At 68.4% G+C, this 25,884-nt stretch carries 23 protein-coding genes and 1 pseudogene; 11 read left to right on the forward strand and 13 right to left on the reverse strand.

Going from position 1 to position 25,884, the window contains the following annotated elements:
• Nucleotides 1–396 precede the first annotated feature (396 nt).
• The 5 genes and pseudogenes from ACFXGA_RS15285 to ACFXGA_RS15305 all read right to left on the reverse strand — a co-directional run bounded on the left by ACFXGA_RS15285 (nucleotide 397) and on the right by ACFXGA_RS15305 (nucleotide 5,146).
• Nucleotides 397–555: a hypothetical protein gene (locus tag ACFXGA_RS15285; protein WP_378088169.1), complete on the reverse strand. Its 159-nt coding sequence runs from the start codon at nucleotides 553–555 to the stop codon at nucleotides 397–399.
• Between the two features lie 84 nt (nucleotides 556–639).
• Nucleotides 640–1,910 (reverse strand): annotated as a pseudogene (locus ACFXGA_RS15290) (IS256 family transposase).
• Nucleotides 1,911–2,059: 149 nt separating this feature from the next.
• Nucleotides 2,060–3,187, reverse strand: coding sequence for an IS630 family transposase (locus ACFXGA_RS15295; RefSeq protein WP_378088171.1), 1,128 nt, complete (start codon nucleotides 3,185–3,187; stop codon nucleotides 2,060–2,062).
• A 167-nt stretch (nucleotides 3,188–3,354) separates the two neighbouring features.
• Entirely contained in the window at nucleotides 3,355–4,437 is a 1,083-nt protein-coding gene (locus ACFXGA_RS15300) for a trypsin-like serine protease (RefSeq protein ID WP_378088173.1), read from the reverse strand.
• 226 nt (nucleotides 4,438–4,663) lie between these two features.
• Complete coding sequence (locus ACFXGA_RS15305) at nucleotides 4,664–5,146, reverse strand: hypothetical protein (protein ID WP_378088175.1); 483 nt, start codon at nucleotides 5,144–5,146, stop codon at nucleotides 4,664–4,666.
• Nucleotides 5,147–5,522: 376 nt separating this feature from the next.
• Between ACFXGA_RS15305 and ACFXGA_RS15310 the strand changes: the two genes are divergently transcribed.
• The 6 genes from ACFXGA_RS15310 (at nucleotide 5,523) to ACFXGA_RS15335 (ending at nucleotide 16,356) form a co-directional block, all read left to right on the forward strand.
• Nucleotides 5,523–9,014 (forward strand): ALF repeat-containing protein, encoded by a 3,492-nt coding sequence (locus ACFXGA_RS15310; protein WP_378088177.1) that lies wholly within the window; start codon nucleotides 5,523–5,525, stop codon nucleotides 9,012–9,014.
• Nucleotides 8,999–9,385, forward strand: coding sequence for a hypothetical protein (locus ACFXGA_RS15315; protein ID WP_378088179.1), 387 nt, complete (start codon nucleotides 8,999–9,001; stop codon nucleotides 9,383–9,385). Before ACFXGA_RS15310 ends, ACFXGA_RS15315 begins: the two co-directional genes overlap by 16 nt.
• 218 nt (nucleotides 9,386–9,603) lie before the next feature.
• Nucleotides 9,604–10,044, forward strand: a complete 441-nt coding sequence (locus ACFXGA_RS15320; protein ID WP_378088181.1) for a hypothetical protein — start codon at nucleotides 9,604–9,606, stop codon at nucleotides 10,042–10,044.
• A gap of 210 nt (nucleotides 10,045–10,254) precedes the next feature.
• Nucleotides 10,255–14,322 carry an AAA domain-containing protein gene (locus ACFXGA_RS15325; RefSeq protein WP_378088183.1) on the forward strand — a complete coding sequence of 1,356 codons (4,068 nt, stop codon included), beginning with the start codon at nucleotides 10,255–10,257 and terminating at the stop codon, nucleotides 14,320–14,322.
• Nucleotides 14,323–14,345: 23 nt separating this feature from the next.
• Entirely contained in the window at nucleotides 14,346–15,185 is an 840-nt protein-coding gene (locus ACFXGA_RS15330) for a hypothetical protein (protein WP_378088185.1), read from the forward strand.
• A 391-nt stretch (nucleotides 15,186–15,576) separates the two neighbouring features.
• Complete coding sequence (locus ACFXGA_RS15335) at nucleotides 15,577–16,356, forward strand: hypothetical protein (RefSeq protein ID WP_378088187.1); 780 nt, start codon at nucleotides 15,577–15,579, stop codon at nucleotides 16,354–16,356.
• 144 nt (nucleotides 16,357–16,500) lie between these two features.
• Here the strand turns inward: ACFXGA_RS15335 and ACFXGA_RS15340 are convergent, their stop codons facing one another.
• Together ACFXGA_RS15340 and ACFXGA_RS15345 are read right to left on the reverse strand one after the other, a co-directional pair.
• Nucleotides 16,501–16,749: a hypothetical protein gene (locus ACFXGA_RS15340; RefSeq protein ID WP_378088189.1), complete on the reverse strand. Its 249-nt coding sequence runs from the start codon at nucleotides 16,747–16,749 to the stop codon at nucleotides 16,501–16,503.
• Between the two features lie 55 nt (nucleotides 16,750–16,804).
• Nucleotides 16,805–16,978: a winged helix-turn-helix domain-containing protein gene (locus ACFXGA_RS15345; RefSeq protein ID WP_378088191.1), complete on the reverse strand. Its 174-nt coding sequence runs from the start codon at nucleotides 16,976–16,978 to the stop codon at nucleotides 16,805–16,807.
• A 374-nt stretch (nucleotides 16,979–17,352) separates the two neighbouring features.
• Between ACFXGA_RS15345 and ACFXGA_RS15350 the strand changes: the two genes are divergently transcribed.
• Nucleotides 17,353–17,559, forward strand: a complete 207-nt coding sequence (locus tag ACFXGA_RS15350) for a hypothetical protein (RefSeq protein WP_378088193.1) — start codon at nucleotides 17,353–17,355, stop codon at nucleotides 17,557–17,559.
• A gap of 114 nt (nucleotides 17,560–17,673) precedes the next feature.
• Entirely contained in the window at nucleotides 17,674–17,937 is a 264-nt protein-coding gene (locus ACFXGA_RS15355) for a hypothetical protein (protein WP_378088195.1), read from the forward strand.
• Here the strand turns inward: ACFXGA_RS15355 and ACFXGA_RS15360 are convergent.
• Nucleotides 17,910–18,437 (reverse strand): transposase, encoded by a 528-nt coding sequence (locus tag ACFXGA_RS15360; RefSeq protein ID WP_378088197.1) that lies wholly within the window; start codon nucleotides 18,435–18,437, stop codon nucleotides 17,910–17,912. The genes ACFXGA_RS15355 and ACFXGA_RS15360 overlap by 28 nt on opposite strands.
• Nucleotides 18,438–18,579: 142 nt before the next feature.
• Here ACFXGA_RS15360 and ACFXGA_RS15365 point away from each other — a divergent pair, with 142 nt between their 5' ends.
• The 3 genes from ACFXGA_RS15365 to ACFXGA_RS15375 all read left to right on the forward strand — a co-directional run bounded on the left by ACFXGA_RS15365 (nucleotide 18,580) and on the right by ACFXGA_RS15375 (nucleotide 20,885).
• Nucleotides 18,580–18,789, forward strand: coding sequence for a hypothetical protein (locus ACFXGA_RS15365; protein WP_378088199.1), 210 nt, complete (start codon nucleotides 18,580–18,582; stop codon nucleotides 18,787–18,789).
• A 386-nt stretch (nucleotides 18,790–19,175) separates the two neighbouring features.
• Nucleotides 19,176–19,925, forward strand: coding sequence for a hypothetical protein (locus ACFXGA_RS15370; protein WP_378088201.1), 750 nt, complete (start codon nucleotides 19,176–19,178; stop codon nucleotides 19,923–19,925).
• 33 nt (nucleotides 19,926–19,958) lie between these two features.
• The gene (locus tag ACFXGA_RS15375; protein ID WP_378088203.1) at nucleotides 19,959–20,885 is read left to right on the forward strand and encodes an epimerase; all 927 of its coding nucleotides are present in this window, start codon (nucleotides 19,959–19,961) and stop codon (nucleotides 20,883–20,885) included.
• A gap of 632 nt (nucleotides 20,886–21,517) precedes the next feature.
• Here the strand turns inward: ACFXGA_RS15375 and ACFXGA_RS15380 are convergent.
• From ACFXGA_RS15380 to ACFXGA_RS15400, 5 genes are all read right to left on the reverse strand, one after another.
• Nucleotides 21,518–22,057, reverse strand: coding sequence for a pyridoxamine 5'-phosphate oxidase family protein (locus ACFXGA_RS15380; RefSeq protein WP_378088205.1), 540 nt, complete (start codon nucleotides 22,055–22,057; stop codon nucleotides 21,518–21,520).
• Nucleotides 22,058–22,248: 191 nt separating this feature from the next.
• Nucleotides 22,249–23,472 (reverse strand): ABC transporter permease, encoded by a 1,224-nt coding sequence (locus ACFXGA_RS15385; RefSeq protein WP_378088207.1) that lies wholly within the window; start codon nucleotides 23,470–23,472, stop codon nucleotides 22,249–22,251.
• The gene (locus tag ACFXGA_RS15390) at nucleotides 23,469–24,134 is read right to left on the reverse strand and encodes an ABC transporter ATP-binding protein (protein ID WP_378088209.1); all 666 of its coding nucleotides are present in this window, start codon (nucleotides 24,132–24,134) and stop codon (nucleotides 23,469–23,471) included. Before ACFXGA_RS15390 ends, ACFXGA_RS15385 begins: the two co-directional genes overlap by 4 nt.
• Nucleotides 24,131–25,180, reverse strand: coding sequence for a peptidoglycan-binding protein (locus tag ACFXGA_RS15395; RefSeq protein ID WP_378088211.1), 1,050 nt, complete (start codon nucleotides 25,178–25,180; stop codon nucleotides 24,131–24,133). The genes ACFXGA_RS15390 and ACFXGA_RS15395 overlap by 4 nt, the downstream gene beginning before the upstream one ends.
• A 53-nt stretch (nucleotides 25,181–25,233) precedes the next feature.
• Entirely contained in the window at nucleotides 25,234–25,794 is a 561-nt protein-coding gene (locus ACFXGA_RS15400; RefSeq protein ID WP_378088213.1) for a hypothetical protein, read from the reverse strand.
• Nucleotides 25,795–25,884 lie beyond the last annotated feature (90 nt).

Raw genomic sequence — 25,884 nt, forward strand, 5'->3', positions numbered from 1 at the left:
TCGTCGGGGTACTTCTTCGGTGGTGCCACGGACGACTCCCTTCAGGCCCTATCGGACCATGCCTGGAAAGCCACCGGGCTACCGGGGGAAGCTCAATCCCACCAACGACCACTTGATTCGTGTCAAGGGAGTGGACCTGGAGGAGCGGGTGGAGGAGAGTTCGTTGTGCCGCAACGGGTTCTACTTGCGTCGAGCTGCGCTCAACTGACCTGTCGCAAAGGGTGTTGACGCTGTTTCCGCAGGTCAGCTCATGATCGGGGCGAGCCTGGGGGTCAAGGGGTCGCAGGTTCAAATCCTGTCGTCCCGACGGCCATGACCGGCGGGTTTGCCTTTCGAGGCAGACCCGCTGGTGTCGTTTTCGGCTGTTGTGGTCGCAATGTGGTCGCGTCCCGAAGGTCAGGCGACATCGGCCTCGTCCAGAGCGTGGGCGATGACGTCGACCGCGTCGTGGGCGACGTGGCATAGCAGATGGCCGTAGACCTCGGTGGTGGTGGGCAGGGTCGAGTGGCGCATCGCGCGGGAGGTCACGGCGAGCGGTACGGGTGAGATGAGCATGGTCGTCTTGCTGCTCTTCGAACACCCGCACGAACACGCGAGGGGGTCTGTCAAACGAGCGGTGTAACTCGGGGTTGAAGAGGGCTACTTGCGTCCGGCGGCCAGGCGGCCGTCGAAGGCGATCTCGAAGGCGTTGAGCGCGGGCTTCCAGCGGATCGTCCAGCGTTTGCGGCCGGTGCCGGTCGGGTCCAGGCTCATCACCGCGAGGTAGACGCATTTGAGTGCGGCCTGCTCGTTGGGGAAGTGGCCACGGGCCTTCACGGCGCGGCGGATGCGGGCGTTGACGGACTCGATGGCGTTGGTCGAGCAGATCACCCGCCGGATCTCGACGTCGAAGGCGAGGAAGGGCACGAACTCGGCCCAGGCGTTGTCCCAGAGCCGGACGATCGCCGGATAGCGGGTGCCCCACTCCTGGGTGAACTCGGCGAACCGCTCACGTGCCGCGGCTTCGGTCGGGGCGGTGTAGACCGGCTTGAGCGCTCTGGCGATGGCGACCCAGTGCTGTCGGCCGGCGTAGCGGAAGCTGTTGCGCAGCAGGTGCACGATGCAGGTCTGCACGATCGTTCGCGGCCAGACCGTGGTCACCGCCTCGGGCAGGCCGGTCAGCCCGTCGCAGACCAGCATCAGCACGTCGGCGACACCGCGGTTGCGCAGTTCGGTGAGCACGTGCAGCCAGTACTTCGCGCCCTCGCCGCCGTCACCGGCCCACAGACCCAGGATGTCGCGGCGGCCCTCGGTGGTGACCGCCATCGCCATGTAGATCGGCCGGTTGGCCACCTGGCCGTCGCGGATCTTGACGTGGATCACGTCGATGAACACCACCGGATAGACCGGATCGAGAGGCCGGTTCTGCCACTCGACCATGCCCTCCACGACCTTGTCGGTGATCGTGGAGATCGTCTGGCGGGACACGTCGGCGCCGTAGACCTCCGCCAGGTGCGCGGAGATCTCCCCGGTGGTCAGGCCCTTGGCGAACAGCGAGATCACCATCTCGTCCACGCCGGTCAGGCGCTTCTGCCGCTTGGCCACGATCCGCGGCTCGAACTCGGCGTTGCGATCACGCGGCACGTCGATCTCCACCGGGCCCACGTCCGTGAGCACGGTCTTCGAGCGGGTGCCGTTGCGCGAGTTCCCGGTCCCGCGCCCGGCCGGATCGTGCTTGTCATAGCCCAGGTGGTCGGTGATCTCACCTTCCAACGCCGACTCCAGCAGCCGCTTGGTCAGCTGTTGGAGCACCCGCCCTCACCGGTGAGCTTCAGTCCACCAGCGCGGGCCCGGCTGACCAACTGGTCGACCAACTGCTCGTCCAGGGCGGTCTCGGGCTTGGCGTCCTCGGCGTTCTCCACGCCGGACATCATCTCGGTCATCAGGTGCGCATCCTTGATCAGGAGTTACACCGCTCGTTTTACGAGCCCGTCAGCACCACAGATCTGACGTGAGCGTTTAGTCGCTGCAGTTCAATGCCTGTTGATCAGGTCGTGTCGAAGGCGTAGCTAGTGCTGCGTCACGCAACCTTGGCCGGGTAATGGGTCCAGGTGCGGATGGGTGAGTCGGTGGCGAAGCCGGTCTTGGGTCGGGCGTGGGCGTTGCGCCAGCGGATGTAGGCGGCGATGGCGGCGTTCTGTTCGGCGTGGGTGCGGTGGTCGGTGCCGTTGAGGGTGAAGTAGCGCAGGGCGGTGAACTCCGCCTCGATCCAGTTCAACCAGGAGCTGTAGGTCGGCAGGAACACCAGCTCGGCGTCGTTGGCGGCGGCCCAATCGCGGACGTCGGGGTGACGGTGGGGCGAGAAGTTGTCCATGACGAGGTAGAGGCGCTGTCCTGGCCAACGGGTGCGCAGACTCGCGAGCAGGTCGAGAAGTTCGCCGTGCCGTTTGCGGCGCCGGATGCGGTGGTGGATCCGACCGGTGGTCAGGTCCAGGGCGGCGAGCATGTGCATCACACCGTGTCGGCGGTTGTAGGTGGCCCGTAATCGGAGCGGCGATCCGGTCGGCCGCCAGGACCTGCCCTTGCGGGGCTGGAGGTTGAGCGGTCCGAACTCGTCGACGCAGATCACCCGGCCGTCGTCGGGCGGATGGTCGTAGAGGTCCGGGATCCGGTGCATCTTCGCCAGGAAGTCCGGATCGGTGGAGCCTTTCCAGGTGGAAGTGCTCTGCCACGAGACGCCACCGGCGTGCAGGATGCGGCGCAGGGTCTCCCGACTGATCGCGGCCACGGTGCCGCGGTCGAGCAGATGGTCGCGCAGCTTCGACAACGACCAGGTCGAGAACGCGGTGATACCCCACGTGGCGGGGGACGTCCTGGCGATCAGGCAGATCCGTTGCCGGACCGCCTCACCGATCACCTTCGGGCGTCCCCCGCTCCATTTTGGGTCCAGCGCCGCGAACCCCCGCTCGTTGAACGAGTGGATCACATCACGTACATAGTCGGCGCTGACCTGCATCAACGACGTGATGTCCGGGACCGCCTGTCCCTGGGCGGACATCAGGACCACGATCGCCCGACGTAATCGCACCGGGTCCTTCGCGGTGCGACCGATCCGGGCCAGCTTGCGGCCTTCCTCCATGGACAACGGCCGGACGAACACCTCCGGACGACGACCCACGACCACCTCCCGCTCGACATGGGAGGACAAGCCTGGACCGTCAGCCCGCCACGCCGATTAGCGGGTCAACGTTCCGAGATGCAGCACTAGGTCAGGCCGCGGTCGGTGAGTCCCTGGCGGAAGCCGGAAGAGTCGCCATACCGGCGTCGGCCACCACGGGCCGCGCGGGGCATGCCCATCGGGCTCCTGCCACTCGCTCAGGCCACTGTCCATTGCTGGCTGGGCCAGGTGCCGGGTTGGCAGGTGACCATCACGATGCGTGTGCCGACGGCGTTGGAGTCGAGGTCCATGCACAGCCCGTTGTAGTTGCTGATTGTCCGGTTCTCGCGGACCGTCCACTGCTGGCTGGCCCACGACCCGGGTTGGCAGGTCGCGATCACGACGGGTGTGCCGACGGCGTTTGACCCGAGGTCCATGCACAGCCCGTTGTAGTTGCGGATCGTGCCGTCACCGGGCAGGCGCCACAGCTGACTGAGCCAATGCCCCGGCTGGCAGGTCGCCATCACGACGGGTGTGCCGACGGCGTTGGAGCCGAGATCCGCACAGAGCGTGTTGTAGTTGCGGATGCGCTTGCTGGGGAACTGCTGGTGGATCCAGGTGACGATGTCGTCGGTCCGGGCCTCGGTGCTGCCCTGGCGGGTCTCGGTCACGAGCAGGCAGCCGTGCTGCCACGACGTGCTGTTGACCGCGACAAGCTCCGGCCGACCGCCGACCATCCGGAACGCAGGCCCGCCGGCGTCACCCTTGCAGGTGTCCACACCGTTCTCGCCGGTCAGCGACGCGGTGGTGGCACCGAGGGCGGTAACCGAGAAGGTGGCCAGGCGTGGCCTGTCCGGCACCCAGTCCGTCGCGGTGCGGCCGAAGCCCACCACACTCAGTGGTTCGCCCTGAACGGGTGCGGTGCGGCTCAACGCGATCGGGGTGACGTCGAGGACCGGTCGCTCCAACTTCGCGAGCACGACGTCCCGGTCCGTCCGGCGGACCAGGCCGGTCACCTTGACGACCTGGCCGGTGCCGGTGCCGAGGTTCGCGTTGCCGACGTTCACCGTCGTCGGCGTGGTCGGTGTGCTTCCGCTACCGGGGAAACATTGTGCCGCTGTGATCACCCACTCGGGGTCGATCAGCGCCCCGGTACAGCCCACACCTTCCGAGTGGATCCTGGCCACGAACGGGTGGCTTCCGTTCGGCAGGGTCGATCCGCCGGACACTGCCGAGGCGGGGATGCTCAAGTGCGCGCCCGTCAGAACGACTGCGGCAGCGGCCAGGACGAGCTTCTTCATCGAATCTCCAGCAAGAAGGCACCAGGATCGGCGTGGACGTTGCCCTCGGTGTTCCGGGCGGGACCGGTCGGCTTTCCGCCGTCCGGCTCACCGGCGGCATGGTTCGCTGCCCCTGGTCCCATCGCAGGCGGCGAGAGACATGAAGTTTCGGGAGTCCCGTTGCCGTGTCACGAGTCCTCCGAGCCCGATCGCTTCCACGCCTTCGAACGGCGTGACGCGTTTGTGGTCATCGGGTCGCCCTCAACTCGATGAGGACACCGGGAGTGCCGGTGGCTCCTTCGCCGATGGGGGTGGGCACAGGGTCGTTCTTGCGCACGGTGGATTGGCGAACTTCGCCGGTGTCGGTGGTCCAGCTCGCCACGGCGTTGTAGTCGTTGCCGTAGACCAGGAAGGCGTTGGGAATCTCCATGGTCAGGTAGCCGCTGTTCCCGGTGACCTGGAAACAGAAGAGGTGGTTGGGCGGGTCGAAGGCGTTGCTCTCCACCCTGATCTGGTTCGCACCGGCGCGGCAGTCGACGAGCAGGATGTGCCCATCGCCCTTCTTCAGACGGATCTGCCGTTGTTGGAAGATGGCATCGGCATCGGGGTAGTCGAAGGTTTCCACGAGAGGCTGCTGAGCGTCCTCGGCGGTGGCCGGCGCGCCGTTGGACAGCGCGGCGACGACCGAGGAAACGAGTGTGGCGGCGACGGCCGCGCTGATGACAAGCATGCGAGAACGTGCCCGCAAGGGAACCTCCCCCGAGATTCGTCCCGCGTACCGGGGCGGGACTGCTGAATGACCGAACGCACCGGCCGACCCCTCCCCGGTCGCGGGTGCATCTTGGTGATGATGGGACAGGTCACGGACGGAAGCCAAGGCCCTGTGATCCCTGTCGCAATGAGGTAACGCCGGGCCCTTCGGGCTCGGCGTTGTCAAGATCGATGGATCCTGTCTAGCCTGAGCGTCGGTACTGCGGGTCAGGGGGCGACCGGCGGTTCAGGAGCGCAAAATCAAAAATCGTGGGGGGATTCGGGTGGGCGTAAGCCACATCCGACGGCTGCTGTGCGCTGCCGTCGCAGTTGGCACCCTGACGAGCGGTGTCGTCGTGACGCCGGTCGCGGTCGCGCAGGACGAGCCGCCGCTCAGCGATCGGGCCAGGGTTGTGGAGATCCTCCGCACGGCGGGGCCGGTCACCGCCCGGGCAGCCGAGGCGGCTTTGTTGGGTTCGGAAGCCGATCTCGCTCAGTTCTTGGCGACCGGCCACCAGAACTCCACTGTGCACGACGACCGGCTGCGGGCCGCGCAGCTGATCTCGGTCGCCGGGAGACAGGTCCGCGAGGCGGCCGGGCGGGCGTTGGCAGGGACGCCGGAGCAGCTGCGCGAGTTCCTGCGCTCGGGGTGGCAGTCGCCGGCGGATGGGGACAACCGGGTCAGGATCGCCCAACTCATCAACACCGCGGGCCCGGTGGTTCGACGGAAAGCCGGCGAGGCGCTCAACGGCACCGCCGGTGACCGGCAGAAGTTCCTGTCGCAGGGCCAGTTCCCGGCTCGTGAGCAGGACAACCGGCTGAAGGTCTCGCAGATCCTCTACGCCGGTGGCCCGGCCGTGCAGCAGGCGGCGGGAATCGCGTTGAACGGCACCGCCGACGACATCCTGGAGTTCCTCGAGATCGGTCAGCACGTCGCCCGTGAACGCGATCAAGAGGTGCTGACGGTATCGCAGTTGGTGGAGCTGGCGAAGGAGGCCGGGGCTGTCGCGGCGACGCAGACGGAGCTGGCCAAGGAAACCTCCGAGCGGGCCGTGCAGGCAGCCGCGTTGGCCAAACAAGCCGCCGAGACCGCCGCGGCGGAAACGGCCGCGGCACGGGACTCCGCCACCAAGGCGTCCGCAGCGGCAGGACGTGCGGCCGATGCCGCGTCCGGTGCGGCCAACGCTGCGAGCGTGGCCACCGAGGCCGCTGCGGCAGCCAACAACGCGGCGCGAGTGGCCGCCAACGCCGCAGCCCGTGCCGCGAGCGCGGCAACGCTCGCGAGCCAGGCGGCGGCCCGCGCCTACGACGCCGCCGCGGCGGCCGCCACCAACGCCGGCGACGCCGCTGCCGCCAGGCAAGCCGCACAGAACGCCCGCGACGTCGCCGCAGGTGCGAAACTGGCAGCCGAGGCGGCCAACGCGGCAGGGATTGCCGCCGACGCCTCGGGTTCGGCCGCGCGTGCGGCCGCTGCCGCCGCGGTGAACGCGGGTGCTGCGGCGGCAGCGGCCGCGGAGGCCGGCAACTATGCCCATGCGGCCGGAGCGGAAGCGGATCGCGCAAGGCAGGCGGCTGCGCGGGCGCAGCGAGCGGCGCAGACCGCGACCCGAGCAGCTGACCACGCTACCGCTCTGGCCGCGCAAGCCGTCCGCGCGGCCTACGAGGCGCGTGACGCAGCCAACGCCGCCGCCACCCACGCCGAGAACGCCGCCCGTGCCGCCGACCAGGCAGCAGATCACGCCGGCGACGCAGCCGAAGCCGCACGCAAGTCCACAGAACATGCCAATGCGGCAAGCGCCGCAGCGGACATCGCCGAGGCGGCCGCCAACCAAGCTCGCCAGGTCGAGGAGACCGCCCGGCAGGCCGACAGCAACCGACTGGCCTTGCAGACCGAGCTCGGTGTCGCGGCAGCCGAGCAGGCCAAGCGCGAATACGACAACCGACCTACCGAACCATTCTGGGACGACCCGGAAAGCACCCGAATCGACCAGCAGACTCGCCAACTGCTCGATGAGGCCACCGCACCCGGCGCGCCGCCCGAGGTGATCGTCGACAAGGGCCGTCGGGCAGCCTTGAAGCTAGCCCGCACCGGCGGTTCTTGGACGAGGGAAGCCGCGTACACCGCGCTGGCTGGCACCGACCAGCAAGTGCGCGAGTTCGTATCCACCTTGCGGCTGCTGGCTTCGGAGCAGGATGACCGCGCTCGGGTGGGACAGCTGGCCACCGTCGCGCCGAAACCGGAGTACAAGGCCGCAGCGGAAGCAGCGCTGGCCGGGAGTGCCGACGCGGTGCTGGAGTTTCTGCGCACACAGCACTACGAGGGCAAGTATCTGGATGACCGGGTCAAGATCGCTCAGATCATCGAAGCCGGTGGCAGCGCCACCCGTGCTGCAGGTGCCCGCGCCCTAGAAGGCACCGAGGCCGACCAGCACGCCTTCATCCGCACCGGCCAGCACGTCACCAGGCAGCAGGACGAACGCGTCGCCGTCGCGGAACTGCTGCACGCAGGCGGTCCCGAGGTGAAATCCGCCGCAACGATCGCCCTCGCCGGCCCGCCGTCGTACGTCAAGGAGTTCCTCCAAGTCGGCCGGTACAAAGCGGCTCGGCTCGACCACGACACCGCGACCCACGCCGCTCGGGTGAGCGGCTTCGTCGCAGACGCCGCCAACATCGCCGCCACCGCCCGAGCCGACGCCGCCGAAGCGCATCGGGTCGCCGCTGTCGCCCGCAATGCCGCCGCCGAAGCCGAGGGCTACGCACAAGAAGCCCTCAACCACGCCGATGCTGCAGCCGGCTACGCCGAGGATGCTCGCCAGTCCGCCGACGATGCTCAGAGGTCCGCCAACGAAGCCACCGCATCAGCGCGCGCCGCGAGGGAGGCACAGGCGTCGGCGAACCGTGATGCCCGCTCGACCACCAACTCCGCCGGGCAGGCCGCCGAGTCGGCGGCCCAGGCACGTGGCCACGCGGCGGCAGCGCGGTCGGCTGCCGATGCTGCTTACGCGGCCGCCGTGGCGGCGGGGAACGACGGAGCCTTGGCAGCGGAGGCCGCCGCAGAGGCGTATGGGTTCTATGTCCAGAAGCAGCGGCAAGAGGACCTGAACCAACGAGCAGGGAGCGGTGTTCCCGACCCCGACTGGCCCTCGGGTGGCGCCGGTCAGTTCGAGAACGGCACGGAGATGCTGGTCCTCGACGGCATTTGCTACATCAACGGCGTCGAACTGCCGGCCAACCTCGGCACCGGCTCCTGCGTCGGTCTGGTGCACGACTTCGACATCTGGCTCGGATGGGAAGCAGGTGTCATCGACTGGTCGGTGCTCCAGGGCCGTGCGGACGCCGTTCAGCAACTGCTCAGGGGGTACTGTTCCGGTCGGCCCGACGCGTGTGGACCTGAACTCATCGCACAGGTCCAAGCCCTCAACCTGCCCGACCTGCCGCTCTTCGTGATGGAACTCGGTGCTGGTGGTGCCATCTGGCGACAACTCCGCAAGATCGCCGGTTACGCTGCTCACACCCCGGCCATGCGGCACGTTCTCCCGATCGCCCACTCGTGGCTACCACGTGCGGCGGTCGATAAGATTCCCAGCAGTTGGGCTCTTCCGGTCGCCAACAAGAAGGGAGTCGGGTTGAGGTGGTTTGGTCCGAATCCCCAGTCACAGGGCGTGCGCATCGACGCCGCTGTGCCGGGAGGGCTGCCGTCGCAGCAAGTGAATCATGTCGTGGTCCGGGACGGTGGGAAGATTCTCGGTCGTGATGGGAGGCCGATCACCGGTTCTCTCAAGGACAATCCAGATGCGCACATCCCGCTAGACGAGTGGTTGAGGTGGGGGCAATGGAACAAGCCATGACCGGTGTCGATTACCCCGATATGCGCGTGGAGATCGTCGACGCCATACGCGCGCTATCCGATCCGGAATACCAGCGGCGTGTTTGGGTGAGGCGTGAAATGCCTCATCCGAACTACCACGACAACTTCACCATGAACATCCACGTACTCTACGACGACACCACGGTCTTCGAGAATCTATCGGAAGCCGTCGGCCCGTACCTGCGCAACCAAGCCGAGATCCGAGCACTGGCACCGCTCAAGGATGCGCTGGACTCGCTGTTCGACGTGTATGGCACCGAATTGACCGACGAGGAGTACATCGATAAGCCGGAGTGGCCGACGGTCATCGCAGCCGCACGCGCCGCGCTGCGCGTCCTCACCGCCCATTGAGAGCGGGCCGGACGCGCTGACCACCCTGTCGAATCGCAGGACCGCATCGGCGAAACGAGTGAACAGACGTTGCGAAGGAAACTGGGCCGGGTGCGCGCCGCCGTAGAAGCTGCCATCTGCACTGCAGAAGGCGCAATTCCAGCACCGGATCCGGACCGGCGCACCTGGCAGCCCCGATCATCACCGCTCAGGAGGCACCGCGGCCGCTGACCGACGCCGTGCGCATCGCCGCCCGCATCCGCGATGTCACCCCGGTTGTCCTGGCCTTGGTCGCGGTCAAGGGCCTGGGCATCATCACGGGCTTGCACGCGATCGCTGAGCGTCGCGCCATCCGCGAGGTTGCCCGTCAACAGCGCTACGCCGACATCGCTGTTCTCGATGAGCACCCAGTCCGCGACGTCCTCCCGCGCGAGAAGCCACCACTCCTTCGCCAACCCGTCACGGCCACCCATCCGCTGCGCGACCGGGCCCAACGCCGCTTCCCGCGCCACACCGGCGCAACCACGCCGAACCGCCCTGCCCAACCCGACCAGGAACACAGGTCGTACCCGGTGATCAGGACACATCGAGTGGAACGTGAAGCAGCCGCTCAAGTGCGGCTTTCCGGAGTTCGCGAGTCTGGAGGGTGGATGTATCCGAACTGCGGTGAAATGTGTTGAACCCCAACCTTGCCGCAATTATGCGGACAATGGGTTACCTTTGGGGGCGTGTTTCACTCTGGGTGTCGCATCTACCCCGATTGTGTGTCTCTAAGTGCCCTGAACGGACGCTTACCCGTTTCTCCTTCTCTTCGGCATACTGATCGGCTCGCCAGTGCTCTGCGGGCTCGGTGTTCGCGCCGATCGCAGCGTTCGAAGGGGGAAGGGCAGGTGGCGATAGGTGCCGACCGTGCTCGGATTGATCTTGTCAGGGCCAAGGCGGAGTCGTGGGCAGATGACCTGATCGACTTCGGTCACAACAACACACTGCTGTACTACCGCGACAGCAAGACGTGGAGCCTCGACCTGACCAAGGCTTCTTCTGAAGTCGTCGCACAGTTGCTCGCGGGGCGTAAAACCAGGCTCGACACATTGGTAGCCGCTGGTGAGGCGCATGCGGCTGCCTGTCAGCGCGCTCGCAACCTGCGCCGCAGGATGCTCACCTTCCAGGAGGAACAGGGAATCGACGACGTGGGCAAGTTGGCCCACGGCCTGTTCCTGCTGCAACCGACGTCGACCAAGGGCACGGCGCCGGTCAAGCCCTTGCGGGCGCCGCTCGTCCTCCAGCCACTTACGATCACACCGCGCACTGCCGCAGAGACCGATTACGTGCTGGAGCTGGTCGGAGCCCCCGAGGTCAACCCGGTCTTGCTGTACGCGCTCAGCCGCCAGCACGGCATCGACCTCGACGTCGAGCAGCTCACCGATGAGCTGAACGCCATGCTGGAGGAGAACGACGACCGCTCGACGCACGCCGGACTCGTGTACCGGGCGCTGAGAGACGTCGTGTCTGAGCACGGCCGCACCGCTGAGTTCGAGGAGCGACTGTTCGCCAGTACGTTCAGCTTCGACAAGCTGCCGATGGTGCGAGAGCTGAAGGACTGCGCCGAGCTCTTGGCGGCGCACGACGTCATCGCCGCGACGGCGGGCTACGAACCGGCCAGGCGCCAGCTCCGTGAAACGGCCGGCGGTTACCAACCGGTCGAGCCCGATGAGGTCGTCCTCAGGGACGAGTTCCTCGTCCTCGACGCGGACTCGTCCCAGCAGCGCGCTGTCAACGCTGTGATGGACGGGCAGCACGTCGTGATCCAGGGACCGCCGGGGACAGGCAAGAGCCAGACGATCGCCAACATCATCACCGCCGCGGCGGCGAGGGGTTGGCGCGTGCTGTTCGTCGCGGAGAAACGAGCCGCGATCGAGGCGGTCACCAACAGATTGGAGCAAGTCGACCTGGGGCACCTGGTGTTCGACCTCCACCAGCAGAAGCTCGACAAGCGGCAGGTCGCGCAACAGGTCTCGGAGTCGTTGGACAGGGCGAGCAAGGAGCCGCCTGCGGACGGCAACGGCCTGCACGAGCGGTTGACCGAACGACGTGGCCAACTTCTGCACCACGACCGGGCCCTGCACGCCGCGATCGAGCCCTGGGGCATCAAGGCGTTCTCGCTGTACGACAACCTTCTGGCCCTGCCGGACAGGAGCGCCAACCCGGTGCGTTTCCGCGGTGCCGAGTTGCGCGACCTGCACGGTGACACAGTTCGGCGGGTCGAAGACGACCTCATGAAGTTCATCAACTCGGACGGCCTCCGCTTCCACCGCGGCGAGTCCGCCTGGTCGGAGTCCGAGATCCGCACGTCCGAGCAAGTGCAGAACGTGATCGTCCAGCTCGACGAGCTGCACGCCAAGACATGGCCGGACGCGCAGGACCGGATGCGACGCCTCATCGGGCAGGTCGGCTTCAAACGCCCCACGGACCTGCCGGGTTGGGAACAGGTCTTGGAGCTGCTGCGCCACGTCGAAGGCACGTTGACCCTGTTCGAGAAGGACGTCTTCGGTGACGAACTGGAGGACTACTGCTTCGCCACCGGGGACCGCAGGTGGCGGTCAGCCAACCCGCGACCGCTGAGCTGGTGGCAGCGGTACAAGCTTCGCAAGGTGGCCGCGGCGCTCCGCAAGGCCGGGAAGTGCAACCGGCGCACGCTGCACGCGGACTTGAGCGCAGCGCTCGCCCAGCGCAACCGGTGGCAGGAGATGGCGGTGGGAGAGGGTGCACCGCAAGAAGTCATCGGCCTCGCCGAGACGCTCGAGGAGATCGCCAAGGCCCGCGACCAACTGGCCGCTGTGGCTATGGGAGCGCAGTTGACCGAACCCGACCAATGGTCGGAAGACGAGGTGACAGCGCACGTCGGGCGGCTCCACGAGGAGCGGGACTTCCTCTTCCAGGTCCCGATGCTGAACGAGTTGACGGATCGACTTGTCGGGATGGGGATGGGGCGCTTTCTGGACGTCCTGGTAGAGCGCAACGCGGATGCCGAACTCGCGCGCACCATGTTCCGCCACTCGTGGTACAGCTCCCTGCTCGACGAGTACCGGGTGCGCATCCCGCACCTAGGGCAGTTCACCGGGCTGCACCACTCCCACGTCGTCTCCGAGTTCCGGGAGTTCGACACCTCGCACTTCCAGCTCAACGCCCAGCGCGTGCGCCGGCGCGTCGCCGAGAGGCTGCGTGAAGCGCGCGACGCTCACCCGGACCAGAACGACGTGGTCCGCGCCGAGGCGAAGCGCAAGCGGGGCCACATGCCCCTGCGGAAGCTGGTCGCCAAGGCGCCGGACGTCCTGCTCGCCGCCCGTCCTTGCTGGGCGATGTCCCCGATCGTGGTCAGCAGGCTCCTGCCCGCACAGCGGCTGTTCGACCTGGTCGTCTTCGACGAGGCCAGCCAGGTGGAGCCGGAGGACGCGATGACCTCCATCATGCGTGGCAAGCAACTCGTGGTCGCGGGGGACGAGCGCCAACTGCCGCCCAGTAAATGGTTCCACACAGCTCTCAGCGGTGGTGATTCGGACAACGACGAGGATGATGACCAGGCCGATGCGCCCCAGGTCCGGGATTTCGAGTCCATCCTCGCCTGCCTGAGCGCCTTCATCCCGAACACGAGGATGCTGGAGTGGCACTACCGGAGCCAGGACGAGAGGCTGATCGCCTTCTCCAACAGGGCTTTCTACCAGGGGAAGCTCATCACCTTCCCCGGTTGCCAGGCGGTGAGCCCCCTGTCGTTGCACCAGGTCGACGGTCGGGTGGCGCCAGGACGTGACGGGTCCGCCGAAGCCGAGGTGGAGAAGGTCGTTGACCTGGTGCTGGCGCACGCCCGCGCCCATCCCGAGGACACCCTCGGTGTCATCACGATGGGCGGCAACCACGCCAAGCGAATCGAACTCGCCCTCCGGCGGGCCAATGCCGGCCACGACGAGCTGGCAGAGTTCAGCGGGCGCATGCAGGGGGCGGGGCGTCGCCTGTTCGTCAAGAGCATCGAACAGGTCCAAGGTGACGAGCGCGATGCGATCATCTTCAGCCTCGGCGCCGCCAAGGCGATCAACGGTCGGCTCCACATGACCGCCTTCGGCCCGCTCAACCGCCAAGGGGGAGAGCGGCGGCTCAACGTGGCGATCACTCGTGCGCGGAAGCGCGTGGACATCGTCGCTTCGTTCTCCCCGCTCGACATGCCCACGACCGGGATCAGCGTCGGAGCGGACCTGCTGCGCCAGTACCTGGAGTTCGCGGACAACGGAGGCTCACTGGGCCTCGTCGGTGCGCAGGGCAAGCAGGAGATGAACGGTTTCGAGCGGAGCATCCACGAAGCCCTGGTCGATGCGGGCGTTCCAGTGACCCCGCAATGGGGGGTGGCCGGTTACCGCATCGACTTCGCCTTGGGGCACAGGGACCAGCCTGGTCGGATGGTGCTTGCCGTCGAGGCGGACGGGGACACCTATCACCAGTTGGGCAGTGCCCGTGACCGCGACAGGCTTCGCCAAGAGCACCTGGAACGCCTTGGCTGGCGGTTCCACCGCGTGTGGGCGAGCGAGTGGTTCCGCGATCGGGCCACGCAGACCGCCATGATCGTGGAGAGCTGGGAGAAGGCCATGCTCGACGCGGAACGAGGCGTCGCTTCCTCTCCGGCGACGACCGCGCCGCCACCGAAACCGCAACAGGTCGCCGTCGAACGCGGTCCTCGCCCGGGATTCCTCTCGGAGCCGCGGCGGTCGAAGACCGACGACTACTTCGATCGGGAGTTGGTCGAGCTGTGCTTGTGGCTGCTCACCGACCGGTTGCAGGTCGATCGCGACACCCGCATCGGCCAAGCCATTGACGAACTCGGTTTCCGCAGGCGCACGACCAAGATGGAACAGCGCATCGGCAACGCCCTGGTGCGCGCTCAGCAGCTCGTCGACGGACAGGGAGCATGATGTTTCCGCTAGACCCCAAGACCGTGGAACGGCTCGCCAGGATCGTGGTCGACCAGGGTGGTCCGTACGAGCGCACGGGACGCGAAGTCGAAGCGCTCCTCCGCAACGCCGGCTGGATCGACCCGCCGGACTACGACGGCTCGTCCAAGGTCGGCTGGCTGGTCGACGCCCTGGTCGAACGGGAGAATGCGCGAACCGACATCGAACGTTTCCTGTGTCGGCTGTGCGATCCCATCGAGTACTTGGAGGGCATGGCCGCAGCGGATGACGTTCGTCGATCGGTCAACGAGGTGCTCGAGTTGGAGAGGCTCGAGGTCAGCTACGTCGGCGGTCGACCGGTGGTCGGGGAGCTGGGGAGCAACGGCACGGTCAAGGTTGTGCTCCACGTCGAGGACGTGGAGCAGCGGCTGCGCAAGTTGATCGGGGAGGAGAAGTTGGTCCAGATGCTGGTCTCGCGGGTCAGGGAGAGCCAGTTCGCGGAGGCGAGCGGCTCGTACCTCCTCGCCCTCTTCGGCATCGGCAGCTTTGTCGAAGGGTTGCTCTACTCGGTGCTGACCAGCTATTACCCCGAGTTGCTCCGTGAAGGGTTCACCGGTCGGAAGGGAAAGATCCCGGCGGATCGGGCAGGTCTCGAACTGCTCCTCGACACGGCTCATGATCGAGGGCTGGTCCAGCTCGACGCGAAGGACTTCATGCGCCCCGTGCGGGAGTTCCGCAATTACATCCACCCGCGCAGGCAGTTCGAGACGGACTTCACCCCGGATGCAGACACGGTGGCCATGTGCTGGACGCCGGTGCAGGCGTTGCTGAACGACCTCGACAAGCTCGTGGTCTCCCAAGCGGCGAATGAGGCAACCGTGTAATCGACGGCGTTGGCTCAGCCGGGACGGGCAGCCGTCCCTGAGTGGGCTGCAGTGCAAGGAGATGCCCTTGTTCGTGCGGCTCGTGGCTTCGCTGACACTGTGGGTGACCAGCACGTTCTGCTCGTCACCCACAGTGCCTGCCATTCGTGCTGCACGTCCACGTGGAGGTCGGACGCCGACGTCACATGGTCAGGACGCTGAAAGGAGCCTTGTCATAGGAATCCAAGAACAGGCCAAGTACGCAGGTACACCCCTGTCGCGGTTCCTCGATGAGCACCTGCCGCGCCGGACCGCTGTGGTTGAGGCGTGGACCGAGGGGTTGGCCTCTGCAGTCCCGAGCCGCATCCCCGCACTGCGGCACGGACGAGACAGCGCCGGGTGGGCACTGGAGTTGCGCATCGGTCTCGACTTGGCCAGCACACCGCCACGGTTGCAGGAATTGTCCTACCTCTCGATCGACCGCTGCACGGCCCTGCTAGCCGCGGCCGGGTACGAGCCGGCTCCGATCGGTGCCCTGCCTGCGAACGGAACTGCGGATCCACTACTACGCCACTGGAAACGCACTCACCGCCCGACGGACTCGGACGACCAGAGTGCCGCCTTCTCGGACTGCCTGGCCCTCGACTCCTTCAGACAACCCATGCACCGCTGGGGGACCAAGCGCACGGTGGACGAACGTCGTTCGCTGTTCGCCAGCATGGCGACCGCAGCGGACGACTCGGATGGCAACACCGAGCTCCTCGATGCGCTGAAGCACTGCTGGACCCTCTACCTGGAGCGTGGTCGTCAAGCTCTGCTGGCGCTCGGGGAGCCGGTGGTCGTCGCACCAGAACTGGCAGGCGGGTATGGCGTGGCCGACCTGGTGATCGGACGAACGCTGGTCGATGTGAAACTCGCCGTTGAACCCACCGACGAAGACGTAGCTGCGTGGCTGCGGCAGCTCCTCGGCTACGTGCTGCTCGACCGGTTCGACACCTTCCGCCTGGACGCGATAGCGGTCTACTGCGGCTGGCACGGGAAACTGCTCACCTGGCCGCTGCCGGCCTTGTTGAGCTCTGCCGCCCCAGGACCCGCACCCAGTCTCGACAGCCTGCGCGCCGGCTTCTACGAGGTCCTGCACGACGAGCTGGACAGCTACGCTGCGTGGAAGGAACGTGAGCGCTACTCCTGATCCGGGAACCGCCGTCACGAGGTGTCGCTGTCGCGCTCGGGTGCGGGCGGTACCCGCAGGCGCTTCAGCGCGCGGCGAACCGTTGCAGCGGCTACACGGTGTCCGTTTCGGGTAGGTCCACTTCTTCGCGACCAGTCGCCGATGTCACCGAAGGACGGTGGCCGGCGTCACCAATCGGTGCTCGCGCAGCGGCGGAGGGAGTCGGCGAACCAGTGCGACGAGCACCGCGTGGTCGGCCCGCTCCAGCCGCGGGCGGGGGTTGGTGCGGCGCAGTACGGCGACTTCGTGCCGCAGCACCGGCAGTTCGGCGTCCTTGCCCGCCGATGACCGGCCGGGTATGACCAGCCGGCCGACGACCCGGACGAAGATCGGGTACGGCAGTCGCAGCGCCACGCCTCACGATCATGCTCCTACGGCTCAGGGTGCGCGATCACCGCAGCTCAGCGTCTCAGCGCAGAGTTCTGGAACCCCATACGGCCTTCGCCTTGGCCTCGATCGCCGGGTACTCCTCGTCCAGCCACCCGCACACCGAGGCGGGCTGCTGTTCGTGGGCCCGCCGGGCCGGGCGCTGTGGGGTGAACCCGTGACGGCGCAGCCACAACCCGACGCCCAGCTCGGTCATGTCGATCTCCTACGCCACCGCATCCTCCTCGACCAGCACCACCACCGGAAGTGCGCCAGAGCCGCGCGTGTGACAGCCCTGCGCTGGGGGTGCTCAGTCCGATCGCCTATGAGCAGTCACTCCGAGCGGTTGCCTGAACTCTTGAGCGCTGTCCATCGTTCGGGGTGAACCTCGACTTCGCTTACGTGCGGACGCAGCCCGTGGCCTGGAACGCCGGGGTCGTCCGGTAGCCGCTGCAGGTCTCCACGGCATCGTAGTAGTAGTACGCGCGAGGACCACTGAGAGGAATCGGGATTATGAGATGAGTGAGCACGGCGATGTTGAAGACATAGGGTGCGCCTTGATCCACGAACCCCGAGCACGAGGTGCCCAAGGTGACGACGCTGGGCGCGCTCGAGCTGGTGAGACCGCTCGAACAGGAAGTGGTGGTCGCGGCTTGGGCCATCGGTGCCGTACCCGCGGACATCGCGAGCATGGCCGCAGCCACGGCAAGAGTGCGTAATGCTCCGTTCGGCCTCATGTCCCTCCTTCGGAATGGTGGATTCCGGACAATGGAGCGTGATCCGACAATCCTGCCATGATAGCGAACGTCGATGGTGGCCGCAGGGCCGATTGGTTCAATTGTCTTCGGTCAGGAAGTCGCCATCCGGCGGGACAGTGCTCCAGTGGGCGTAACGCCGTCAATCGGGACGCGCATGGACCTGGGTGACGGGGTCGACGACTTCCGGTTCCTCATCCGCGACCGGGCCGGTCAGTTCACCACTTCGTTCGACGCGGTCCTCTCCGGCGCAGGCATCCACGTCGTGAAGATCCCGCCGCAGTGTCCACGAGCCAACACCTATGCCGAACGGGTTAATCGGAACGTCAGACGGGAAGTCATCGACCGCCTGCTCATCATCAACGAACATCACCTGCGAGCGGCACTCGACCGCTACGCGGTGGGGAAGGTTCCGTGGTAGCCGTTGTCGGCCCAGATCAGCGTCAATCGGTGGCCGGCCCGGTGGCGTACCCGTCGTAGCAGGGAACGGGCGGCACGTTTGTCGTGGATGTTGGCCGGGGTGACCAGCACGGCGAGCAGCAGACTCATCGTGTCCACGAGGATGTGGCGCTGGTAGACGGTGTTCCAGGGTGAGAAGTCCGCGGGCAGGGCGCGCCATTCGATGCCGTTGTCGACGGTGTCGAGGTTCGCGTCCACGATGAGGCGTCGGTAGTGCTTCTCCGGGCGTCCGCCCCGTCCGGAGAGCCAGGACCGGTCCGGCGAACAGCGGATCGACGACGGCCCGCTGATCGTCGGTGAGATCGGTGGGACAGCGGCGCTGTCGTGAGCTTGGCTCGTGGGTCGCAGCCAAGCGGCAGCAACGGGTGCGCACGCGGACAGCGCCTGACGGGACAGGGCAGGATAACAACGGAACTCCTGGTCGAACGGATGCCTATACCAGGGATTCCCCTGTCTGCGCACCGAAGCTCAGTCGTGCCCGGTGCACAAACAGCTACCGACACCCGCAGGCATCGCCTGGCATGGAGAGCAATTAGCCATTCGAGTTGATTGCTGGCCGCAGAACTGCGGATATGGAAACCGATGAGAATTCTGCGGAACCGCCATGGCGTCCGTGCCGTCCCAGTCGATCGACACCATCGACTTCTCGAAGGGACCCGGTATGGGCGGGTTTGCCGGGATCATCCCCGTGCTGCGCTCGGACGCCGACGACCTCGACCGGCTTGCACGTGAGACGAAAGACCTGGCGGTGAAGTTAGAAGGCGCTTGCCAGGCGCCGCCCGAGGTCGGTGACGTGCAAGCGGCCATCGTGTAGCGGCAGGCGAACTACGACTGGACTCAGACCAGGTTCGAAGACCTGCTCGCGGCCGAGGCCGAGGTCACCGAATTCGCCCGCAAATTGCGGGCGACGGCCGACTCCTACGCCGGCATCGACGCCGAGACCGCCCGCGCTCTGATGGAAATCATCGGCGGGTTGGACTGACATGACGAATGTGTTCAAGTACTTCGGCATCCAGGACCTCCGCGACCTCGCGGAGCGGGTCCTCTCCGGCGACCCCGCAGACCTGGAGAACCGTTCGACGCTCTGCCGGACCGCGCACCAGGTCACGGAGGCGACCGGCACCGAACTGCTCTCGCTCGCCGGCGCTCGACATCCAGGGCGGCGACGCGTCCAACAGCGACCCGAACGCGAGGGTTGTCGTGCTCCGAATCGACCCCGTACCCGGTGCCGGGGTGGTGCACGGGTCAGCGTTCATCGGGGACGACATGGTCTTCAACCCGACGTCACCCGACAGCCTCTTCGACCACGGCGACAACCGGGGCTTCGACCCGAACGCGCGCCCAGACCAAAGTCGTGTCTCGTTCTACGTCGACTACGAGACCGGCGTGGTCGTGGTGCGCCAGAACGCCTCGCACGCCGCGAACGGCCACGCCGAGGTCGGCGACCCCGAGGTGGGCGTCGAGCAGGATTCGGAAGGGCGCGTGCGGTTGCGGATCGACGCGGCCAACCCGCTGGCCCCCGAGGTGGCACAGGACATGAACGTGTCCGTGCGCGGCGACTTGGTGATCGATCCGCACGGCGGTCGTGGACCGGCCGAGGTCAACGGCGACGTCACGCGGTTTCCCTCGTGGGAGGTCTACCAGCGCGATGGCGACGGCTCCAGCACGACGCTGCTGACCCGCCAGGAGGAGTCGCAGCCCGGTGGTACTGGGCCGATGATCGGCCTGCCACAGCCCACGGTGCCGGTCGGCGAGCACCCCGAGCGGCTCGACGACTGGCGCGACCGGCATCACCCCGGCCAAGGGGACGAAGGGATCGTGGAAAAGGTGCTGGAGTTCCCCAGCACCCGTGGCGACGACTTCTATGACTACCCGGTCGGCCATGCGCCCTATCCGGGACTCGGCGGCGACGGGCGGGTGGTGCTGCCGGAGGCGCATCGCGTCGGGTAGTCGCGGTCTAGGCTCGGCACTGGAGGGGTGGACATGAAGATCGTGATTCCAGGGGGAACCGGTCAGGTCGGCGGGGTGCTCCGACGCGCGCTGAGCGCGGCCGGTCATGACGTGGTGATCGTGAGCCGCAGCGCCGGCGTGCGCTGGGACGGCCGCACGCTCGGTCCGTGGGCGGCCGAGGTGGACGGCTGCGACGCGGTGATCAACCTGGCGGGCCGTAGCGTGAGCTGTCGTTACACGCCGGAGAACTTGGACGAGATGATGCGCTCGCGCGTCGACTCGGCGCGGGTTGTCGGTGAGGCGATCGCCGGGTCGGTGAGGCCGCCGCGGGTGTGGCTGCAAATGAGCACCGCCACCATCTACGCGCACCGGTTCGACGCGCCGAACGACGAGACTACCGGCGTCATCGGTGGCGACGAGCCTGGCGTGCCGGACTACTGGGCGTTCAGCGTCGACATCGCGAAGAACTGGGAGGCCGAGCTCTCCGCCGCGGACACACCGCACACGCGCAAGGTGGCGTTGCGCAGCGCCATGGTGATGAGCCCCGACCGCGGCGGCGTGTTCGACGTGCTGTCCTGGCTGGCCAGGCTCGGACTCGGCGGGCCGGTCGCGGGCGGCCGGCAGTACGTGTCGTGGATCCACGACGAGGACTTCGTGCGTGCGATCGAGCTGCTGCTGGACTCCGACCTGGCCGGCCCGGTCAACCTGGCCTCGCCCGACCCGGTGCCGCAACGCGAGTTGATGCGCGTGCTGCGCTCGGCGTGGCGGATGCCGGTCGGGCTGCCCGCGACCAGGTGGATGGCGGAGGTGGGCGCGTTCGCGCTCCGCAGCGACACCGAGCTGCTGCTGAAGAGCCGTCGCGTCGTGCCGGGACGTCTGCTCGACGCCGGGTTCCGGTTCCACCACCCGGACTGGGCCTCGGCGGCGGACGACCTGGTACGACGCCGAAGAGGGAACTGACCCGTGCGGTCGACGCCCGTATTCCCACCGCGTGGTGAACGTCCGGCGGGTCGGTGGTTATCACGCGCCGAGCAGACTGCCTTGTGCTTGCCGGAAATGTCGTCCGTGCAGGTCCGGTGGGTGTTGTAGAAGTGCTCGTACTCGCGCACGGCGTGGAGCAGGTGCTGCTGGTTCCAGAGAGCAGCGTTCGGTCGAGAAGCCACGGGGGACGACGCAGCGCGACGTCGAACGAGGGTTCGCCGCGATCCAGCGCAGGCTGGAAGGCGAAGCGCTGCAGGAGTACGTGCTGCCCTTCGGGGGCGGCTACTACTTCACACCTCCGGACAACGACCTGGCCCGGTCACTTCTGTCCTGAGACCATTCACCACCTGAGCACCGCGTCGACCCCGTGATGACTCCGCGGCAGAGCCGCCACTGGGACCGTCCTCGCCAGGGATCTCGGTGCGGCGGTCGGACGGGAGTTCGCGTCATCGTGGTGTGCAGTCGAGGTCGGCGAACGCCCTGCGTAGCCGGTTGACCACCTGAAGCGCGGAGTGGTCGGGACATACCCGGCGATTGTGCGGTGGCGGTGTGGCGGAGGCCAACCTCGACTGGCCAGGAGTGACGGGCTGAGGCGGACCCGCGCGGTCCTTTCAGGCTGGAGGTTGTTGGTCGAGCAGTCCGACGGGGTCGCTGCTGTAGGCGACCATCCAGCTGGGGTCGATGCGGTACCAGATGTTGTCGTCCCAGAACGGGTCGTTGCTGTCGCCGTCGTAGTGGTTGACGAGGTGGTCGCGGATTGCCGGCCAGGTCGGGTCGCTGCTCGTGCCCTCGGGGTTCAGCGGAACGGCGTGCCCGTGGGTGAAGATGCCGAGTTGCTCGCCGCGCATGTAGGTCGCGCTGATGCCGGGCCGCGCGGCGAGGTGACGGGCCTTGGCGGCTTGGCGGTCGGTGCCGATGACCCAGCGGCCGTGGAGGAAGTGCCCGTCGGCGCCGCTGATGCGTGGCTCACCGCGCCGGGTGACCGTGGCGATGGCCAGGGTGCACATGCCTTGGCAGATCCGGACGACCTGCTCGGCGTCCAAGGTGCTCTCACCTGGTCGGATGATCGATTTGAGGTGGCTGCTGGAGCCGGCCAGAGACGTGTCGAGCAGGACTTGGAGGCGGTGGATCTCGTCGGGAGTTTCGAACATTCGGCTAGTCAATCAGCTCCCACCGACAATGTCGGCTCGGTGCGCGGTCGCCGCCTCCGGTCGATCTTCGACGGCTCGCCGGGTGGCGAGCCGGGCCGCACGGCAACCCGCATCGGGCCCGGACAGGAGTCGCTTGCCAAGGTGCTGCTCGGCGTTTCCGTCGGCAGTCGCCGCAACAGCGGGGAAGCCGGTCACGGCACGGCGAGCGCTTCCGTCGGGGAAAGGCGCGCGGCGCGGATCGCCGGGTACAGGCCCGCGATCGCGCCGATCACCAGCGTCGCGCCGATCCCGCCCGGCATCGCCCACGGCGGCACGACGGTCGGCCACTCCTGCGTGGCCGCGTAGCCGCCGGTGACGACGACGCCGAGCACCGTGCCCCCGAAGCCGCCGATCGCGGACAGGAGCAGGGACTCGGCGAGGAACTGGACCCGGATCTGGCCGCGGGTGGCGCCGAGCGCACGGCGCAACCCGATCTCCGCGCGGCGCTCGAGGACCGAGATGACCATCGTGTTGGCCACCCCGACGCCGCCGACCAGCAGCGCCACCGCCCCGAGCCCGAGCAGCAGGCCGGTGAACGCGCGATCGGTGGCCTTGCGCGCCGCGAGCGCGTCGGACGGGCGGGACACGAGCACCTCGTTCGGCGACCGCGGGTTGGCGGTGCGCGCGAGCACCGCCTGCACCGCCTCCACCGAGGCGTCCTCGGCTCGCGTGTAGACGGTGGTCGGGCTCCCGTCGAAGCCGAGGTCGGTCTGCGCGACCGGCCAGCCGATCAGCGCCGCGGAGTCCAGTTCGGGCGCGAGCGGCACCGGGTCGAGGATGCCGACGACCGTGAACCACCGGCCGCCGAGGTGGACCCGGACGCCGTCGCCCGCCGTGCGGACGCCGAGCAGCTCGGCCGTCGTCGCCCCGAGCACCACCGCCGGGTAGCGGGCGGTCGCCGCGTTGAGCCAGGCGCCGTCGGACACCGTGGCGCCCACGGTGCGCGGGAGGTCGAGGTGCGCGGCCTGCACGGTGAGCCCCCGGCTCTCCGCGGCGGGGATCCGGTCGGTGCGGTAGACCTTCGCGCCCGGCACCTCGCCGAGCGCCGCGACCTCCTGGACCGCGCCGATCCGGGAGATCATCTCGACGGACTCGGGCGGCAGTGCGGCGGAGCCCCCGGACAGCGAGTTGCCCGGCGCCACGGTCAACAGGTTGGTGCCGAGCGCGGCGAGCCGGCGGTTCAGCTCGGCCCGGCTCGACGACGACACCCCCACCACCGCGACCATCGCCGCGATGCCGATCGCGATGCCGAGTGCCGAGAGGAACACCCGCAGCGGCCGGGAGCGCAGCCCGGCGCCACCGACGAGAAGGACGTCCCCGGACCTCAGCCGCGCCGGGGCGAGGGGCTCCGGCGCGCGACTCGGCGGCGCGCTCACGGGACCACCGCCCCGTCCCGCATCGCGACCCGCCGGGGCAGGCCGGCCGCGATGTCCCGGTCGTGGGTGATGACCAGGACCGTCGTGCCCGCCGAGTGCAGCTCCCACAGCAGGTCCATCACCCCGGCCCCCGACGCCGAGTCCAGGTTCCCGGTCGGCTCGTCCGCCAGCAGCAACGCCGGCTCGCCGGCCACCGCCCGCGCGATCGCCACCCGTTGCCGCTCGCCGCCGGACAGCTCGTGGGGCCGGTGGTCCAGCCGGTCCGCCAAGCCGACCCGGACCAGGGCGGCCTCCGCCCGCCGCCGCCGTTCCCGGATCGGCACGCCCGCGTAGAGCAGCCCCTCCGCCACGTTGTCCACCGCGGACTGGCCCGGCGCCAGGTGGAACTGCTGGAAGACGAACCCGATCCGGCTCGCCCGCAACGCCGACAACCGCCGGTCGGACAACGCCGCCACGTCGTGCCCGTCGATCCGGACCACGCCCTCCGACGGCCGGTCCAACGTGCCGATCACGTGCAGCATCGTGGACTTGCCCGAACCGGAAGGGCCGACGATCGCGACCAGCTCCCCGCGTCCGACGCGCAACGTCACGTCCCGCAGCGCCACCACCCCGCCGGGGTAGGTCTTGCCGACCCCGTCCAGTTCGACCACCGGCGTCGTCATGACGGCACCCCCACCGTCGTGCCCTCGGCCAACCCGGTGCCGGAGACCTCCACCCGACCGGCGGCGAACAGCCCGGTCTCCACCGCGACGATCGTGGACTCACGGCCGGTCACCACCTCGACGCCGTACCCGCCCTCCGCGAGCGCGAGCAGCGCGTTCACCGGCACGGTCAGCACGTCCTCCCGCTTGGACGCGGTGAAACCGACCCGCACCGATGCCTGGTCGAGCCCGGCCAGCGCCTCCTGGTCGGCGACCGTGACCTCGACCTCGATCTTCGTCCTCGGCTCGCCCTTGCCGCCTTCGCCGCCGTCGCCCTCGGCCACGACGGTCTCGGCGGTGGCGATCGTCCCGGCGACCTCCCGGCCGTCCGGCAGGCCGGCGGTCACCGCCGCGCCCCTGACCGCCGGCCGCCGGTCGGCGACGTCGAGCTCGACGGTGATGATCCGCGACGTGCCGGTGTGGTCGAGCACGGACGTGCCCGGCCCGACGGCGTCGCCGACCGCGGCCCGGTGCGAGTCCACCCGCACCGGCCCGGCCGCGTACAGCACGCGGCCCGGCTCGACGCTCCCGGTCCTCGGCACACCGATGTCCCGCTGCCAGTCCTCGACCGCGGCGGCGGTCGACGCGGTGTACCTCTTGTCGACCGTGAACCCGGGGTAGCCGAGCGCGGCCAGGTTCGCCTCCAGCTGCTCGACGTCGGCGCCCTCGGCGTTCGGCGCGAGCGTGCGGTAGGCGGGCAGGGCGCCGTACAGCAGCACGACCGGCGTGTCGTCGACGCGATGGATCGCCTGCCCGCGCTCGACCACCGTGCCCACCGCCGGCAAGGCGGTCACCGTCCCGCCGAGCCGGGCGGGCACCGTCGTCGGGTCCCCGTAGCCGAGTTCGCCGAACTCGGTCTGCGTGTCGATCAGCGTCTGCCTGGTCACCTCCGCGGTCGCCGGGGGCGGATCGGCGGCGGTGTCGTGGTCGCGGTCACCGCCCCACAGACCGGCGTCGAACCCGGTCCCGGCGGCCACCGCGGCCCCGGCCGCGAGCACCGCGGACACCCCGATCACCACCTGCGGGCCCCGCCGCCGACGCCCGCGGCGCTCCCGACGGCTCACCTGCCCTCGCCATCGCTGAGGCCGGGCTCGTCACCCCTGCCCGACGGCCTCAGGCTCGCGCACTTCCGCTCCGCCTCCTTGAAGGCGGGGCTGTTCGGGTCGATCCCCAGCTCGTCGTTCTCGACCTGCAGGCCCGCGTCGGTCGGGTCCGGGAACCTCGGCACGCCGTTCTCCCGCATGCACCGCGAGTACTCCCGCAGCTTCGCGACCACCTGCGGGTCCGCCTTGCCCGGCTCACCCCCGTTCGGCAGGTACTGCTTGCACTCCCGCTGCGCCGCGTCGACCGCCTGCGGGTCGACCCCCTCGGGCAGGTCCAGCGACATGCCGCCGTCCTTGCCGATCTCCGGGTCCGGGAACTCCGGCACGCCGTTGTCCCGCATGCACTGCGAGTACCGCAGTCCCTGCGCGCGCTCGCCGTCGGCGTTCGGGGCGGCGCTCGACGTGGTGCTGCCGCCACCGCCGGCCGTGGCCACCTCCCCACCCCCGTCCGCCGTGCCGCAGCCCGCGACGGCGAGCACCAGCAGCAGGCCGGTCGCCAGTCCCGTCCTGATCCGCATCGTCGTCCTCCTCCGCTCCGGCCGGCCGGTCGCCGGCCACCGGGCGAAGTAGAGCCGGGGCGGCGTCACCCCGGCGTCTCCGCGAACGTT

Origin of the sequence: Actinosynnema sp. NPDC059335 (assembly GCF_042752395.1) — a bacterium.
Lineage (GTDB): Bacteria > Actinomycetota > Actinomycetes > Mycobacteriales > Pseudonocardiaceae > Actinosynnema.

Bases quoted from the DNA above. Each gene is read 5' to 3' on its own strand.
- ACFXGA_RS15285 (WP_378088169.1), bottom strand. From the start codon at position 555: ATGCTCATCTCACCCGTACCGCTCGCCGTGACCTCCCGCGCGATGCGC.
- ACFXGA_RS15300 (WP_378088173.1), bottom strand. From the start codon at position 4,437: ATGAAGAAGCTCGTCCTGGCCGCTGCCGCAGTCGTTCTGACGGGCGCG.
- ACFXGA_RS15305 (WP_378088175.1), bottom strand. From the start codon at position 5,146: ATGCTTGTCATCAGCGCGGCCGTCGCCGCCACACTCGTTTCCTCGGTC.
- ACFXGA_RS15315 (WP_378088179.1), top strand. From the start codon at position 8,999: ATGGAACAAGCCATGACCGGTGTCGATTACCCCGATATGCGCGTGGAG.
- ACFXGA_RS15345 (WP_378088191.1), bottom strand. From the start codon at position 16,978: ATGACCGAGCTGGGCGTCGGGTTGTGGCTGCGCCGTCACGGGTTCACC.
- ACFXGA_RS15355 (WP_378088195.1), top strand. From the start codon at position 17,674: ATGGACCTGGGTGACGGGGTCGACGACTTCCGGTTCCTCATCCGCGAC.
- ACFXGA_RS15365 (WP_378088199.1), top strand. From the start codon at position 18,580: ATGGCGTCCGTGCCGTCCCAGTCGATCGACACCATCGACTTCTCGAAG.
- ACFXGA_RS15375 (WP_378088203.1), top strand. From the start codon at position 19,959: ATGAAGATCGTGATTCCAGGGGGAACCGGTCAGGTCGGCGGGGTGCTC.
- ACFXGA_RS15380 (WP_378088205.1), bottom strand. From the start codon at position 22,057: ATGTTCGAAACTCCCGACGAGATCCACCGCCTCCAAGTCCTGCTCGAC.
- ACFXGA_RS15390 (WP_378088209.1), bottom strand. From the start codon at position 24,134: ATGACGACGCCGGTGGTCGAACTGGACGGGGTCGGCAAGACCTACCCC.
- ACFXGA_RS15400 (WP_378088213.1), bottom strand. From the start codon at position 25,794: ATGCGGATCAGGACGGGACTGGCGACCGGCCTGCTGCTGGTGCTCGCC.